The organism is Georgenia sp. Z2081 (assembly GCF_055326445.1).
Genome location: NZ_JBUZNK010000001.1, coordinates 690,623 through 705,372 on the forward strand (window position 1 = coordinate 690,623; position 14,750 = coordinate 705,372).

Here is a 14,750-nt window from a genome sequence, read left to right on the forward strand (position 1 = left end):
TCATGAACATCGTCGAGTCGGCAGACCTCGGCGTGCCCGTGAGCGCCGCCTACAACGCGTTCACCCAGTTCGAGGAGTGGCCCGACTTCATGAAAAAGGTCGAGCACGCCGAGCGGGGCGACGACGACGTCACGGTGACGATCAAGGGGCAGGTGATGTGGTCGCACCGGACCTGGGACGCGACGATCACCGAGCAGGTCGCGGACTCGCACATCGTGTGGGAGTCGACCGGCGAGAAGGGCCACATCAGCGGCAGCGTCTCGTTCCACGAGGTGGCGCCGCGGCTCACGCGCATGGTGATGGTCCTCGAGTACCACCCGCAGGGCTTCGTCGAGAAGACGGCCAACATCTGGCGCGCCGCGGGTCGTCGCGCCCGGCTCGAGATGAAGTTCTTCGTGCACCACGTGATGACCGAGACGATCCTCGACCCCGACGGCGTCGAGGGCTGGCGCGGCGAGATCCGCGACGGCGAGCTGGTCACCTCGCACGAGGACGCCCTCGAGCAGGAGGCCGCGGACCGGGAGGCGGCCGAGGCCGAGGGCGGCGACCTCACCGAGGAGGAGCAGGACCGGCTGGGCGAGGCGCTGCTCGAGCTCGACGAGGCCATGGACCAGATCAAGTCCGAGCACGGGATCACCGACTCCGTCACCGACCTCCACCGTGGACTCGACGACGTCGTCGACGAGGTCGTCGACAAGCTGATCAACCCCGCTCGCTGGGCGGAGGAGAACCGCAGGGAGGGCCCGTGACGCCCGATCCCGACGGCACCGGTGGCTCCGCGGGCTCCGCGGAGGTGACGCTCTACGTCTACGCGGTCGTCCCCGCCGGCGACCACCGACCGCGGGTGAGCGGGATCGACGGGGCAGCGCTCGACGTCGTCGGACCGGTCGGTGGACCCCGCGCGGTGGTCCACCGGCACGCCGCGGCTCCCTACGACGGCCCCGACGACGACGTCAAGCTGTGGATCCTGCAGCACAGCGACGTCGTCGAGGACGCGTGGGAGGGGGCGGGCGCCGTCCTGCCGGTCTCGTTCAACGTCATCGTCCGGCCCGACGCCGAGACCGGGGCCACGGCGGAGGCTCAGCTCACCGCATGGCTGATGACCGAGGGCCCGGCGCTGCGGCGCAGGCTCGACGAGCTGACCGGCACGTCGGAGCTGAGGGTGGAGGTCTCGCTGGACCACGAGGAGTACGCGGCCTCGAACGCGGAGATGCGGCAGATCGCGGACGAGATGGCGGACCGGCCCGCGGGGGTGCGCCGGCTGCTCGAGAAGCGCGCCGAGAAGATGGGCAAGGAGATCACGGACCGCGCCGCCGACGACCTCTACCCCGAGCTCCGGACGAGGATCGCCGGGCACTGCGTCGAGATCGAGGAGTACCGCTCGCCCGCGCGGGAGACCGGACTCGTCCCCGTGCTCACGGCGTCGTGCCTCGTGCGCGCGCCCCGCCAGCAGGAGCTCGGCGCGGAGCTCTCGGCGATCGCCTCGGAGCAGCCGGCGGTACGGATCCGGTTCCTCGGGCCCTGGCCGCCGTACTCGTTCGCGGAGCTGCCCGGCGCCGACCCGTCGTGAGCGCCCCGTGCGCAGGCGTGACCGCCCGTCGCGCACAGGTCGAGGGGCGCCGCGCCCCGTGAGACTGCGCACCTCCGCGCGGACGCTCCGGCACGGCGCCCGACGTCGGCCCCTAGCCTGGGAGCCATGGAAGAGGACACGACCGAGCAGGCCATCGAGACCACCCTCGACGTCCTCTCCGTGGCGTTCAGCTCGCTCGTCGGCGCCGCCGCCGGTCTCGCTGTCGCCCTCCTGCTGGGCGCCGTGTTCGGGGTGCTCGCGCGCCGGCGTGCGCCGATCAGGATCGTCTACGCACGCATCAAGGCTCCGGTGCGCCTGCTGCTCATGGTCATCGGTGCCACGATCGGCTTCTACCTCGCGACCCGCCTGCCCCCGGAGGCGCAGGTGCCGGGCTGGCGCGGCACCATCCAGCACTCGCTCGTCGTGGCGATCATCGTCGCGATCACGTGGCTGGTGGCCGCGCTCGCGAACGTGGCCGAGGACTTCGCACTCAAGGGCGTGCGCGAACGCGCGGGCGACGGCGAGGTCTCCACCCACGGCCGCCGGATCCAGACCCAGGCGGTCATGCTGCGTCGGGTCGGCGTCGTCGTCATCTGGGTCATCGGCATCGCGGTCGTGCTGCTGACCTTCCCCGGCGCGCGCGCGGCGGGTGCGTCGATGCTGGCGTCGGCCGGTGTGCTCTCGGTCGTCGCAGGAATCGCGGCCCAGGGGACCCTGGCGAACCTCTTCGCGGGCATCCAGCTCGCCTTCACGGACGCGATCCGCGTGGACGACACGATCGTCATCGAGGGCGAGTACGGATACATCGAGGAGATCACCCTCACCTACGTGGTGGTCCTGACCTGGGACAACCGGCGGATCATCCTGCCCTCGTCGCACTTCACCACCAACCCGTTCGAGAACTGGACCCGGCGCGAGACCAGCATCCTGGGCACGGTCACCTTCGACGTCGACTGGCGGGTCCCCGTGCCCGCGATGCGGGCCGAGATGCAACGGCTCCTCGACCGCACTCCGCTCTGGGACAAGAACCTCGGCATCTTCCAGGTGTTCGACGCCGTCGGCGGGTACGTCACCGTCCGCGCGCTCGTCTCCGCCAAGGACCCCGGCACGCTCGTCGACCTCAGGTACTACCTGCGCGAGGAGCTGCTCGACTTCCTGCAGACCCGTGCTCCCTACGCCCTGCCCCGCACGCGGATCGAGGACATCGTGCCGCCGCCGGATGCGCTCGTGCCGCCGCGCCCGCGCGACCTCGACGAGCAGGCCGAGCTCGACGCCGACCTGGCCGAGCTCGCCGACCTGGACAAGGAGTTCCGCGACCAGGCCCGCGCGCAGGAGTATGCGGTGCAGCAGGAGAGCCGCGAGACGATCGAGCGGCGCAAGCAGCGGGAGTCGTCGGCGCGACGTGCGCGCCGCCGGGCCGCGCGGGAGGACCGGCGTCGGGCGCGTGAGTCCGGCGGCGCCATCGGCAGGTCCGGACCGGTGGGACGGCACGACGACACCGGTTCCCAGACCACGGTGATGAGCACGGAGGCCCTCGAGGAGGCGCTCGCCGCGTCCCGCTCGGACCGGTCCGCGCCGTCGGGGCAGTCGCCGACGTCGACCGGCCGCCGCGGCACGGGCCGTGACGCCCGGTCCGGCCGCCGCGCCCGAGGGGCAGGCGCCGGCGCGGCGGACGTCGGTGCAGGTACCGGCGAGGCGGGTGCGGCCGGCGCCGGAGCGTCGGGTACGGAAGCGGCCGCGACCGGTGCGTCGGCCCCGTCGGCCGGGTCCGCAGCGATGGCGGGGCAGGGACCGGTGGGTTGGACCGCCAGGTCCCGGACCTCAGCGGTGTCGGCGATCTCCGCCGGCTCGGCGAACACGGCTGCCGTGTACCCCCCGGGCTACCCCGACGACATGGTGCGCACCGGCTCCGCGGACGTCCCCGGTCTGCACGACGAGTACCCCCTCGGACCCCTGCGCACGAGCCTGGTCTACCGGTTCGGTCGCGGCCTCTCGGCGCCGAGCGCCCGCTCCGCCGCGCCGGCCGGCAAGGCGCCGATCGGTGACGCACCGACCGGGGCGTCGAGGACGGCCGCGTCCGCCACCACCGGCACGCACGCCTCCTCGATGTACACCGGATCCCCGGAGAACGAGGAGCGGGGTGCCAAGTTCACGGGCCCGGACGAGGCCGTGCAGGCCGAGCTCGAGGCGAACGTCGAGCGCCGGCGTGCGGCCAGCACCGGGGAGAACCTCGCCCTGGACGGCGACGACGACTCCGCGCACGACCCGGCCGCCGTCGCCTTCGGAGCCGTCGCCACGGGCGGTGGGACCGGCGACGGCGGCGCTGCCGAGGAGCACGGCGAGGACGCCCTCACGTCCGACGAGCGGCCCGTGCCGCCCGACGCCACCCCCGTCGTCGAGGGGCCGGTCGAGGTCACAGGCGACCTGGGTGCGGTGCCGTCGGCGGACGTGCGTCCGGCGCGGTCGGGGGAGACCTCGGTGCTCCCGGCCGTCGAGGCCGAGAGCTTCGCCGACGCCGATGCGGAGGGCTTCGCGGGTGCCGACCCGGAGGGCTTCGGCGACATCGAGGACGACGCCGACGGCGCGTGGAGCGCGTCGGGCGCCGACCCGGAGACCGAGCACGGCGCGCAGGTGCGGGACCCCGACGAGGACGCGCGGGGCCCCCGTGGCCGCGGGGTCGTCTACGGCCGCGACGGCTCGGACCTGGGTGCCGGTCCCGGTGAGGGCGGCGCGGGACGGGGCCACGACGGCGGCGACGGCGGAGGTGCCGGCGGCGACTGAGCTCGACGGTTGTGCGGTGCGTCATCGGCTCTGGACCGCACGTGACGTTTCCGCGGAACAGGCGCACGATGGACCCATGACGACCTCCACCGGCGACTACGCCGTCAGCAGGACCGACGAGGAGTGGCGGGAGATCCTCGACCCCGCCGAGTTCCAGGTGCTCCGCCTCGCGGGCACCGAGCGCCCGGGCACGGGCGAGCTGTTGCACGAGGACCGCGAGGGCATCTACTCGTGCCGCGCCTGCGGCGCCGAGCTCTTCCGCTCGGAGACCAAGTTCGACGCGCACTGCGGCTGGCCGTCCTTCTACGCCCCGCAGGACTCCGACGCCGTCGAGCTGATCGAGGACCGCACCCTCGGCATGGTCCGCACCGAGGTCCGGTGCCGGCGCTGCGGCTCGCACCTCGGGCACGTCTTCGACGACGCGCCGCAGACCCCCACCGGCGACCGCTTCTGCATGAACTCGGTCTCGCTGTCCTTCGCCCCCGCGGGCGACGCGCCCGGGGGCCCCGCCAGGTCCGAGCCCTCGGCCTGATGGCCGGCCGCCCGCTCCGGGTGGCCACGGTCAACCTCCAGCACGGCTCGCCGTCGCGCGGTGACGACCCGCGCCCGGACTCGCACCCGCGCCCGGACTCGCACTCGCACCCGGGCCTGCCCGCCACGCACCGCGCGCTCGTCGCCGCGGGGCGGGCGCTCGCAGGCCTGGAGCTCGACGTCGTCGCGCTCCAGGAGGTCGACCGCGGCCAGCGGCGCTCCCGCTATGTCGACCAGGCGCGGGTCCTCGCGCGCATGCTGCGGATGCCGTGGTGGCGCCTCGCCGCCGCCGAGGTCGGTCCGCGCGGCGGCCCGAGGTTCCGGCCCCCGTTCGCGCCGACGGCCTGGCGGCCGGCCTACGGGGTCGCGCTGCTGAGCCGGCTGCCCGTGCGGGCCTGGCACGCGTGGGGCTTCCCCGCCGACCTGCGGGTCCTGCGCAGCGCCCACCCGCTGGCCGTCGGCGGGCCCGTGCTGCGCCTCGGTCCGTTCGCCGTGCGTCGTGACGAGGCCCGGGTGGCGCTCGCCGCCGAGATCGACGCGCCGGACGGGCCCCTCGCCGTCGCCGCCACGCACCTGAGCACCGACGGCGACGCCGCCCGCGCGCAGCTCCGTGCCGTCGCGGGCCGCCTGCGGACGCTCCCCGGCCCGCACGTCCTCGCCGGCGACCTCAACCTCGGCCCCGACGACGTCGCCGCAGTCACCGGCCTCTCGTCCCTCGGCGTCGGGTCGACGTTCCCGGCGCACGCCCCCCGGCGGCAGATCGACCACGTGCTCGGCGCCCTCGGCCCGCCCGGCGCCGCCGGTGCGACCGCCACCGGCGAGACCCACCGGCTGCCGGTGTCCGACCACCTCGCGCTCGTCGCGACCGTCGTCGGCCCGCGCCGCGGCGGAGCGTCGTGACCGGCGTCGTCACCGGCTTCCTCGGCCTCGCGCTCATCGCCGCCGCGGGCTACGTGCTCGCGCGGATCGGCGTCGTCGGCAAGGGTGGGGCGGACACCCTGAGCACGGTGGTGTTCTACGTCGGCGTGCCCATGCTCATGCTCCGCACGGTCGCCGAGGCCGACGTCGCGCACGTCCTGTCCCTCGCCGCCGTCGTCACGATCGTCGCCGCCCTGCTCGTCGCGGCGCTCTACGCGATCCTCGCCCGCACGGTCCTGAGGATCGACGCCGCGGGCACCGTCGTCGGTGCGCTGAGCGCCTCCTACGTCAACGCCGGCAACATCGGGCTGCCGATCCTCGTCCTCGCCGTCGGCACCGCCGCGCCCGTCGTCCCCGCGATGATGCTCCAGCTCCTCGTCCTCGCGCCGCTGAGCTTCGCCCTGCTCAACCGCTTCACCGGGCGGACCGGCTCGGGCTGGCGACGCGTCCTCTCCCCGATCACGTCACCACCCGTGCTGGGCGTGCTCGCGGGGCTGACGCTCTCGCTGACCGGGATCACCCTGCCGGCCGCCGTCGGGCTGCCCGTCGGGATGCTCGCCGACATGACCGTGCCGATGCTCCTGCTCGCCTTCGGCATGTCCATCCACGGCGGGGGTGCCGGCCCGGACCGGGAGCCCGCGGCCGTGGTCTGGACCGCGATCGTCCTGCGCGTGCTCCTCGGACCGCTGCTCGCCTGGACCATCGGGGGACCCGTCGTCGGACTGGAGGGTGACGTGCTGCTGGGCGTCGTCGTGGTGGCCGCCCTGCCGACCGCCCAGAACGTGTTCGTCTACGCCATGCGGTACGGCACGCACGTCGATCTCGCCCGCCGCGCGGTCCTCGTCACCAGCCTGCTCAGCGTGCCGGTGGTCGTCACGGCCACGGGCCTGCTCTCGTGACGGCCCGGGGAGGGGGCGCGACGTCGAACGGCACGCCCGGCGGCGGGCCGCCCGGACGTGGCCCGGGCCGGCTGGGCCGACTCGTCGGCTCCGTGCCGCCGCCCGTCTACTTCCTCACCGCGGGGACGTCGAGCTACGTGGGCTCGGGTCTCGCCGTCGGGCTGTTCGTCTCCTCGCCGGCCCTCGCCGTGGGCTGGGCGCGCATCCTGCTGGCGGCGATCATCCTCGTGGCGTGGCGGCGCCCCTGGCGCCGATGGCCCCGCGACCGGCCGTGGGTGGCGCTCGGCTGGACCGCGGCCTTCGGGGCGGCGCTCGGCGGCACGAACCTGCTGTTCTACGAGTCCATCGCCCGGCTGCCGCTCGGGACCGCCGTGTCGCTGGAGTACCTCGGCCCCGTGCTCCTCGCCGCGATCGGCGGCCGGGGCTGGCTCAACCGCGTGGCGGTCGTCCTCGCCTTCGCCGGCGTGGCGACGATCGGTGGCCTGGGCGTGGACCTCGCCGACACCGACCAGCTCGTCGGGACGATCTACGCGCTGCTGGCGGGTGCCACGTGGGCGACCTACATGTGGGTCGGACAGCGCCAGGCGGCGCGAGTGCCGGGGGCGGACACGCTCGCCGTCGGCCTGGCGATCGCGGCGCTGATGTACGCGCCGATCGGGATACCCGGCTCCGGGCCGCTGCTCGCGCCCGACCTCCTGCCGTTCGTCGTCGGGGTGGCGGTGCTGTCGTCCGTGGTGCCCTACGTCATCGACCAGCTGGCCTTCAGGCGGCTCACCGCGTCGATGTTCGCGCTGCTCAGCTCGCTGCTGCCGGTGACCTCGCTGATCGTCGGGCTCGTGGTGCTCGGCCAGGTGCCCAACGCCGCCGAGATCGCCGGGCTCGTCATGGTCTCGGTCGCCGTCGGGCTCGCGAGCCGGCCGAGTCCCGGGCGGCGGGCGAGCCGGCCGGCGCCGTAGTCGACACGCGGGCAGGGGCCGGACGCCGTCGTGCATCGGGTCCTCCGGGGCTCAGTCCTCCTCGGCCGACCGGACCCGCTGCTCGAGTCCGGCGATGATGAGATCCAGGCCCAGGTCGTACTCGGACTCGACGCCTTCGTCGGTCTCGACCACGGGGACCTCGCTGATGACGTAGCTGCCCGACTGCATCACCGGCTCCAGGTGCGGGAACCGCTCGGGCGTGACGACCTCGGCGAGGGTCCGGGCCCCTTCGGCCGTCACCGCGACGTTCCCCGTGGCGGCCAGGTTCTGCTCCAGCTCGACGACCGAGGCGACGTGCTGGGAGATCACCAGGATGAGGCCGATCTTCTCGTCGGCCTCCAGCGGCAGGTCCTTCATCGCCGCCAGGCCGTGGTCGGCCGCGCGGATGCTGTTGGGCATGAGGACCGAGATCGGCCCGCGCGGGATCTCGAGCACCCAGGGGTGGTCCCGATAGGCGTGGCGCACCATGTCCGCCCAGTCGCGCAGGGCCTCCCGCCAGTCGGACGGAAGCTCGAGCGTCTCCGGCACGGAGAGCGCGGCGTCCTGCATCAGCCACAGCAGCTCCTCCTTGCCCGAGACGTACCGGTAGAGCGACATCGTGGTGAACCCCAGGGACCGGGTGACCGCCTGCATGGTGACCGCGGCGAGTCCCTCCGCATCGGCGATCTCGATGGCGGCCTCGACGATCCGCTCGTGGCTCAGGCCGCGGCTGGGCCCGCGCTGCGGGACCTCGTGCATGCCCCAGGCGATGGCCACGGCGCGCGGCAGCCCGGTCTCGGTGGCGTCGGTCATGCCGAGCATCCTCCCACCGGCGGAGGTGAAGCGGGTCGCTCCGCGCGACATCTGTGTACGTCACAGACTGTGTATGGCACACTCAGTGCATGACATACACAGATGTGCCGCTCGTCGAGATCTCGGGTCTCTCGAAGAGCTATGGCAGGCACCAGGTCCTCAGCGACCTCGACCTGAGCCTTCCGCCCGGCATCCACGCGCTGCTGGGGCCCAACGGGGCGGGGAAGACCACCCTGGTCAACATCCTGTCCACCCTGGTCCCGGCCACCTCCGGCGAGGCGCGCGTGCTCGGCATGGACGTGCGTCGTGACCGGAAGCGGCTCCAGGGGCTGATCTCCCTGACCGGCCAGTACGCGGCCGTCGACGGTTCGCTGTCCGGCATGGAGAACATGCTGATGATGGGTGAGCTCTTCGGGCTCTCCCGCAAGGATGCGCGGCGTCGCGCCGACGAGCTGCTGGAGAGCTTCGACCTGACCGGGGCGAGCGGCCGGCGCACCTCGACCTACTCCGGCGGGATGCGGCGCAAGCTCGACATCGCGGTGAGCCTCATCGCCGGGCCGCAGCTGATCTTCCTCGACGAGCCCACCACGGGCCTCGACACCCGTAGCCGGCAGGCGCTCTGGGACGAGATCAACTCCCTGGCCGACGCCGGAACCTCCATCGTGCTGACCACCCAGTACCTGGAGGAGGCCGACGTGCTCGCCGACCGCATCATGGTGCTCAACGACGGCGGGATCGTCGCCGACGGCACCCCCGCCCAGCTCAAGGAACGCGTCGGTGGATCGACCATCCAGCTGCACGACGACGCCGGCCACATCGTCGAGACGCTGCCCACCCGGGGCTCCGCCGCCGACGTTGCGCGGGAGGTCGCCGAGGTCGCCCGCCGCCGACCCGACGTCGGCATCACCGTGCGCACCCCGACCATGGACGAGGTCTTCCTCGAGCTCACCGGGACCGCGACGCCCTCGACCACCGCGTCCCCCTCGACCGCCGCGTCGCCCACGACCACCGCGAAGGAGGTCACCCCGTGACCACGACCGACACCCTCCCCACGACCGGGCAGGCGTCCCAGGGGGCCCACGCCTCTCCGGCCGTCACGCCGATGTCCGGCGCCGGCTTCCTCACCGCGCTCAAGGTCTTCTCCGTGCGGAGCCTCAAGCACTCGTTCCGTGACGCCGAGTCGCTCCTCATGGCCGTCATCCTGCCGATCATGCTCATGCTGATCTTCACCTACGTGATGGGTGGCGCGATGGACGTGAGCGGTGACGGCTCCACCTCGAGCGACGCCTACCTCTCGTATGTGCTGCCGGCGATCGTCGTCACGGCCGCCGGGTTCGGGGCGTCCTACACGGCGGTGGTCGTCAGCAACGACATGACGACCGGCTTCATGAACCGCCTGCGCACCATGCCCTTCCCGTCCGTCACCGTGCTGCTGGGGCACGCGGTGTCCTCCATGGTGCGCAACCTGCTGGCCACCGCGGTGGTCTTCGCCGTGGCGCTGGCGGTCGGCTTCCGTACCGACGCGTCGTTCCTCCAGCTGCTCGGCTCCGTCGGGCTGGTCGCCCTGTGGATCCTCGTCATCACCGTGGTCTTCGCGGTGCTCGGCATGGTCGCAGGCTCGGCCGAGTCCGCCAGCGGGTACGGGTTCATGCTGCTGTTCCTGCCGTACGTCTCCTCGGGCTTCGCGCCGGTGGAGTCGATGCCGAGCTGGCTGCAGGGCTTCGCTCAGCACCAGCCGATGACGCCCGTCATCGACGCCTCCCGAGCCCTGCTCAACGGCCAGAACCCCGGGAACGAGTGGTGGATCGGCGTCCTGTGGTGCGCCGGGTTCGTGGCGCTCGCCGTCTGGATGGCCGCCGTGCTCTTCCCCCGGAAGGTGGCCCGGTGATCCGCGAGGCGTGGGGGAGGTTCGTCGGCCCCGAGGCCACACGGCTCGACCACGCGCTGACGGCGACGACGATGGCGGGCGGCGCCCTGATGGCAGCCGCGCTGGCCCGGGGTCGGGGTGGCGGCCGAGCCGCCACCGCGGCGTCGGCCGTCCTGGCGGCCGATCTCGTCGGCGGGGCCTACGTCAACAACACCCTCGCCTGTGCTCGCTGGTACGCCCGGCCCGGACAGGGCGACCGTGAGCACCTGACGTTCGCGGTCTGGCACGTGCATCCCGCGCTCGTGGCGTGGTTGGACCGCGGGCGATCGGGGCCCGTCCCCGGGCCGCTGTGGGCCGCGCTGCACCACGGCTACCTCATGGGTGCCACCCTCGCGATCCGCAGGTTCCCCCGACGACGCCGCACCCTCGGCGTGGCGCTGACCGCCGGAGGACTCGCGCTCGACCAGGCGATCGGCCGGTCTCGGCTCGTCCCCTGGTTCGCGTGGACCTACTACCCCAAGCTGCTCATGGGGCACGCCGCGGCCGCGCTCTGGTCCGACCGCCGGCTGGCCGAGCCGCGGGTCGGCGTCAGCCCGGGGCGTCCGGGTCCGAGCCGGACGCGCGGATGAGCTCGGCGACGCCGTCGACGACGAGCGAGACCCCGAGGCGGAACGTGCGTCGCGGGTCGCGCGCGGCGTCGGCGGCAGTGCCGACGCTGGTGCCGACCCGCCCCGAGACGGGGTAGTCCTCGTCGGCCATGAGATGGTCGAGCGCCGGTGCCACGACGGCCCACCACTCGGCATCGGTCAGACCCGAGCTGCTGCGTGCGGCGTGGTCGGCGCGGAGGTGACGCGCGGCGCCCTCGACGATGTTGAGGAGCGCGGTGAGGCTCGACTCCATGTCCAGGTCGGACAGCCCGATCCCGTCGAGGACCCCCAGCTCCGCCTCGTACTTCCGGGAGGCGTTCGGTCCGAGCAGGCTCCTGGCCTCGTGCACGTCGAGCAACCACGGGTGGCGTTCAAGGAGCTGCCAGTTGCGCTCGGCCACCTCGCGCAGGCCCGTGCGCCAGTCATCGGCAGGCCGTGCGTGGTCGACGTCGCCGTACAGCTCGCCGTAGACGTCGTCGGTCATGAGTGCGGTGAGGTCCTCCTTGCCGGGGACGTGGTGGTACAGCGCCATGGTGCTCACCCCGAGCTCCTCGGCGACCTTCCTCATGGAGGTGGCCGCCAGGCCCTGGGCGTCGGCCAGCTGCACGCCCGCCCGCACGATGCGCCCCACCGAGAGCCCGGACCTGCCCTGCTCCGGGTGGTGCCCCCACAGCAGGTAGAGGCTGCGGACGACCTCGGGCGCCGACCTGCCAGTGGCCACGATCCTCCTGATCCGGACGGAGGCGTGCGATCGACCGCACGCCATGTGCGCATCGGGCAAGGCTAGCGTACGCTCGATTCGTACGCCGTACAGTACGGCGTCAGATAAGGGAGGACGATGGTGCGCACAGACATGGCGATCGCCTTGACGGACGTCCGCAAGGCCTTCGGCGGAGCACGGGCCCCGCGGTCCTCGACGGCCTGGACCTCGAGGTCGCGCGCGGGAGCGTCCACGGACTGCTCGGGCCGAACGGGGCGGGGAAGACGACGGCGGTGCGGATCATGACCACTCTCCTCGCGCCGGATGCCGGCCGGGTGGTGGTCGCCGGGCACGACGCCGTCCGGGACGCCGGCCGCGTGCGCGCCAGGATCGGACTCGTCGGACAGATCGCCGCGGTCGACGAAGCGCTGACCGGCCGTCAGAACCTGGTGATGTTCGCCCGGCTCAACCGGTACCGGCCCACGTCCGCGGCCCGCCGCGCGGGAGAGCTGCTGGACCGGTTCGGGCTCGCCGACGCAGCGGATCGGCAGGTGAAGAGCTACTCCGGTGGCATGCGGAGGCGCGTCGACCTGGCCGCCGGCCTCATCACCGCCCCGGACATCCTCTTCGTCGACGAGCCGACGACGGGCCTCGACCCCGGGGTCCGCCAGGACGTCTGGGAGGCGATCCGGGAGCTGGTGAGGGGCGGCACCACCGTCCTGCTGACGACCCAGTACCTGGAGGAGGCCGACCAGCTCGCCGACCGTATCTCGATGCTCGGGCGAGGACGCGTGGCGGCGGAAGGCAGCCCGGCCGAGCTCAAGGCCAAGGTCGGTGACGACTGGCTCGAGGTCACGCCCGCCGCCGACGCCGACCTGCCGCGACTGTGCGCGGAGCTGGCCCCATGGTCCAGCGGCGACGTCACCGTCCAGCACGGCCGGGTCCGGGTGCCGTTGGCCGACCGCACCGCCTCGTTGATCGGCGCGACAGCCGCCCTGCGCGACGCGCGCCTGTCCGTGTCCGACCTCTCCGTGCGCACCCCGAGCCTCGACGAGGTCTTCCTCCGGATCACCGGGCGTACCGCCCTCGGTCCCATGAACGAGACAGGTGCCGACGTCACCGAGGAGGCCACCCCATGAGCACGATCAGCGACCGGTCGAGCACGATGCTGCCGACCACCGGCCCGGACGGTCCGGCCACGCCCGTGGCCCGGGCCCTTGCCGACACCTGGACCATCACGCGCCGCGACCTCCAGCACTGGCGCCACATGATCGGCGCGAGGGTGTTCAGCTGGCTCTGGCCGATCATCCTCATGTCGCTCTTCCTCGGGCTCATGGGAGGAGCGCTCGGCGACGCCCTGGGTGGTAGCTACATCGACTTCGTCATGCCCGGCGTGCTGGCGATGACCGTGTTCCTCGGGCTCGAAGGGACCATGGCCGCGGTCTGTCAGGACTCCTCGCGCGGCATCACCGACCGGTTCCGGTCCCTACCGATGAGCGGTGTCGCCGTCGTCGGGGGACGTTGCCTCGCGGACCTCCTGGACTCCCTCGTCTCGCTCGTCGTCGTCGTCGGAGCGGGCGTGGCCTTCGGATGGCGGCCCGTGACCACCCTCACGGAGGCGCTCGCGGCCCTCGGACTCCTTCTCCTGCTGCGGGTCGCCATGCTCTGGGCCGGCATCGTCGTGGGTCTGAGGGCCTCCAGCCCCGAGTCGCTCGCCCCGATCAACATGCTCGTCTGGCCGGTGCTGTTCTTCTCCAGCGTCTTCATCGCGACGTCGACCATGCCCGGATGGCTGGCGACCGTCGCCGACGCCAATCCCGTCTCGGCCACGGCGACCACCGTGCGCGGACTTCTCGGCGCTCCGTCGGACAGCGGCGGCACCTGGTTCGCCGAGCACGCCTCGGTCCTGGCGGTCCTCTGGCCCGTGCTGCTCATCGCGGTCTTCCTGCCGTTGGCCGTCTCGACCTACCGCCACCTGCGGCGCTGACCGGTCGACGTGAGGACGGTCGAGGTGCCAGCCGGCGCACGCGGTTCCATCGCCCCCGACCTCGGACGTCGCGCTCACCCCGAGCGGGCGAACCGTGACGGAACAGTGATCTTCGACGCGTATGTCAGCGCGTGCAGTTGTGCAACATCGGTGCAAGAGTTGGGCCGCTGTCACAGTATGGCCGCCGCCCACCGGTGGCCGGACAAGGAGGCACGTCATGTGGGAACTCATCTCGCTCATCGTCGTCGGCGCGATCATGGGCGCCCTCGCCCGCCTGTTCATGAAGGGTGACCAGAACCTGGGCATCCTGTGGACGATCATCCTCGGCGCGCTCGGCGCGCTCGGTGGTGGCTGGGTCGCCGACCAGCTCGACGCCGGCACGATCGTCAAGTGGATCGCGGGCGTGGTGCTCGCGATCATTCTCATCACGATCTTCATTGCGGTCCGTGGCCGCGCGAGCCGCGCCTCGCGCTGACCACCACGGGGCGGATGCCCCGGGGTGCCACCAGGGACCCGACCGGATCGGGCGCCAGGGCTCCCGACCAGCACGGCCCGGAGGGGCCGGCCACCCACCCGGGCGGTCGGCCCCTCCGGTCGTCCTTGCCGGGAACGGCGCGGCTGTCCGAGCCGAGGCTGGCCGGCGTCGAACCCGCCGGCGGACCCGCCCGACCTCAGTGGTTCCGGAGCAGGTCGACGAGCTCGGCCTTCCGCTTGTCGGAGTACCCGGTGATCCCGAGCTCCTTCGCCCGCTCCTTCAGCTCGGGGACGGACCAGTCGTCGTAGCTGCCGGCCTCCCCGCCGCGGCGGCCGACCTCCTGCTCCCCGTCGCGCGCGGCGGCGTTGGAGATCCGGGCGGCCTTCTCCTTCGACGCCCCATCCTCCCGCAGCTCCTCGTACATCTCGGGATTCTTCAGGCTCGGTGCCTCGTCCTTCGGCATGTCAGCCCCTTTCCTTCGGCGTCTCAGCCGTTCCGGGTGGTGCGGACCTTGCAGAACGCATTGTCCCCGCCCAGGCAAGCCCGCGCGCGAGAGCCGGGCGACTCGAACCTGCCCCAGGTGGTCGTCGATGCCACCCAGCAGCG

The 14,750-nt window shown here is 73.0% G+C and carries 16 protein-coding genes; 13 read left to right on the forward strand and 3 right to left on the reverse strand.

Annotated elements, in window-relative coordinates:
- The first annotated feature begins 2 nt into the window (after positions 1–2).
- From ACZLKG_RS03270 to ACZLKG_RS03300, 7 genes are all read left to right on the forward strand, one after another.
- Positions 3–749, forward strand: coding sequence for an SRPBCC family protein (locus ACZLKG_RS03270; protein ID WP_463647942.1), 747 nt, complete (start codon positions 3–5; stop codon positions 747–749).
- A complete protein-coding gene (locus ACZLKG_RS03275; protein ID WP_463647943.1) occupies positions 746–1,570 on the forward strand; it encodes a GvpL/GvpF family gas vesicle protein in 825 nt (274 codons plus the stop codon). The genes ACZLKG_RS03270 and ACZLKG_RS03275 overlap by 4 nt, the downstream gene beginning before the upstream one ends.
- 126 nt (positions 1,571–1,696) lie before the next feature.
- A complete protein-coding gene (locus ACZLKG_RS03280; RefSeq protein ID WP_463647944.1) occupies positions 1,697–4,351 on the forward strand; it encodes a mechanosensitive ion channel family protein in 2,655 nt (884 codons plus the stop codon).
- A gap of 76 nt (positions 4,352–4,427) precedes the next feature.
- Positions 4,428–4,883 carry a peptide-methionine (R)-S-oxide reductase MsrB gene (gene msrB, locus ACZLKG_RS03285; protein WP_463647945.1) on the forward strand — a complete coding sequence of 152 codons (456 nt, stop codon included), beginning with the start codon at positions 4,428–4,430 and terminating at the stop codon, positions 4,881–4,883.
- The gene (locus tag ACZLKG_RS03290; RefSeq protein WP_463647946.1) at positions 4,883–5,782 is read left to right on the forward strand and encodes an endonuclease/exonuclease/phosphatase family protein; all 900 of its coding nucleotides are present in this window, start codon (positions 4,883–4,885) and stop codon (positions 5,780–5,782) included. The genes msrB and ACZLKG_RS03290 overlap by 1 nt, the downstream gene beginning before the upstream one ends.
- On the forward strand, positions 5,779–6,699 hold the full coding sequence (locus tag ACZLKG_RS03295; RefSeq protein ID WP_463647947.1) for an AEC family transporter: 921 nt from the start codon (positions 5,779–5,781) through the stop codon (positions 6,697–6,699). The genes ACZLKG_RS03290 and ACZLKG_RS03295 overlap by 4 nt, the downstream gene beginning before the upstream one ends.
- A complete protein-coding gene (locus ACZLKG_RS03300; RefSeq protein ID WP_425707723.1) occupies positions 6,696–7,655 on the forward strand; it encodes an EamA family transporter in 960 nt (319 codons plus the stop codon). The genes ACZLKG_RS03295 and ACZLKG_RS03300 overlap by 4 nt, the downstream gene beginning before the upstream one ends.
- Before the next feature lie 51 nt (positions 7,656–7,706).
- On the opposite strand, the gene ACZLKG_RS03305 is transcribed toward ACZLKG_RS03300, so the two are convergent.
- Complete coding sequence (locus ACZLKG_RS03305; protein ID WP_463647948.1) at positions 7,707–8,468, reverse strand: TetR/AcrR family transcriptional regulator; 762 nt, start codon at positions 8,466–8,468, stop codon at positions 7,707–7,709.
- 89 nt (positions 8,469–8,557) lie between these two features.
- Here ACZLKG_RS03305 and ACZLKG_RS03310 point away from each other — a divergent pair, with 89 nt between their 5' ends.
- From ACZLKG_RS03310 to ACZLKG_RS03320, 3 genes are read left to right on the forward strand one after another with little or no spacing between them, the layout of a single operon-like run.
- Positions 8,558–9,499: an ABC transporter ATP-binding protein gene (locus ACZLKG_RS03310; RefSeq protein ID WP_463647949.1), complete on the forward strand. Its 942-nt coding sequence runs from the start codon at positions 8,558–8,560 to the stop codon at positions 9,497–9,499.
- The gene (locus tag ACZLKG_RS03315; RefSeq protein ID WP_463647950.1) at positions 9,496–10,356 is read left to right on the forward strand and encodes an ABC transporter permease; all 861 of its coding nucleotides are present in this window, start codon (positions 9,496–9,498) and stop codon (positions 10,354–10,356) included. The genes ACZLKG_RS03310 and ACZLKG_RS03315 overlap by 4 nt, the downstream gene beginning before the upstream one ends.
- Entirely contained in the window at positions 10,353–10,964 is a 612-nt protein-coding gene (locus ACZLKG_RS03320) for a hypothetical protein (RefSeq protein ID WP_463647951.1), read from the forward strand. The genes ACZLKG_RS03315 and ACZLKG_RS03320 overlap by 4 nt, the downstream gene beginning before the upstream one ends.
- Here the strand turns inward: ACZLKG_RS03320 and ACZLKG_RS03325 are convergent.
- On the reverse strand, positions 10,924–11,703 hold the full coding sequence (locus ACZLKG_RS03325; protein ID WP_425707728.1) for a TetR/AcrR family transcriptional regulator: 780 nt from the start codon (positions 11,701–11,703) through the stop codon (positions 10,924–10,926). The two genes, ACZLKG_RS03320 and ACZLKG_RS03325, sit on opposite strands and share 41 nt — an antisense overlap.
- Before the next feature lie 104 nt (positions 11,704–11,807).
- On the opposite strand from ACZLKG_RS03325, the gene ACZLKG_RS03330 reads away from it, so the two are divergent.
- The 3 genes from ACZLKG_RS03330 (at position 11,808) to ACZLKG_RS03340 (ending at position 14,144) form a co-directional block, all read left to right on the forward strand.
- Positions 11,808–12,821 (forward strand): ATP-binding cassette domain-containing protein, encoded by a 1,014-nt coding sequence (locus tag ACZLKG_RS03330; RefSeq protein WP_463648078.1) that lies wholly within the window; start codon positions 11,808–11,810, stop codon positions 12,819–12,821.
- Positions 12,818–13,669, forward strand: coding sequence for an ABC transporter permease (locus tag ACZLKG_RS03335; RefSeq protein ID WP_463647952.1), 852 nt, complete (start codon positions 12,818–12,820; stop codon positions 13,667–13,669). Before ACZLKG_RS03330 ends, ACZLKG_RS03335 begins: the two co-directional genes overlap by 4 nt.
- Positions 13,670–13,886: 217 nt before the next feature.
- Positions 13,887–14,144, forward strand: coding sequence for a GlsB/YeaQ/YmgE family stress response membrane protein (locus ACZLKG_RS03340; protein WP_463647953.1), 258 nt, complete (start codon positions 13,887–13,889; stop codon positions 14,142–14,144).
- A gap of 196 nt (positions 14,145–14,340) precedes the next feature.
- On the opposite strand, the gene ACZLKG_RS03345 is transcribed toward ACZLKG_RS03340, so the two are convergent.
- Positions 14,341–14,607, reverse strand: a complete 267-nt coding sequence (locus tag ACZLKG_RS03345) for a DUF7218 family protein (RefSeq protein WP_463647954.1) — start codon at positions 14,605–14,607, stop codon at positions 14,341–14,343.
- Between the last annotated feature and the right edge of the window lie 143 nt (positions 14,608–14,750).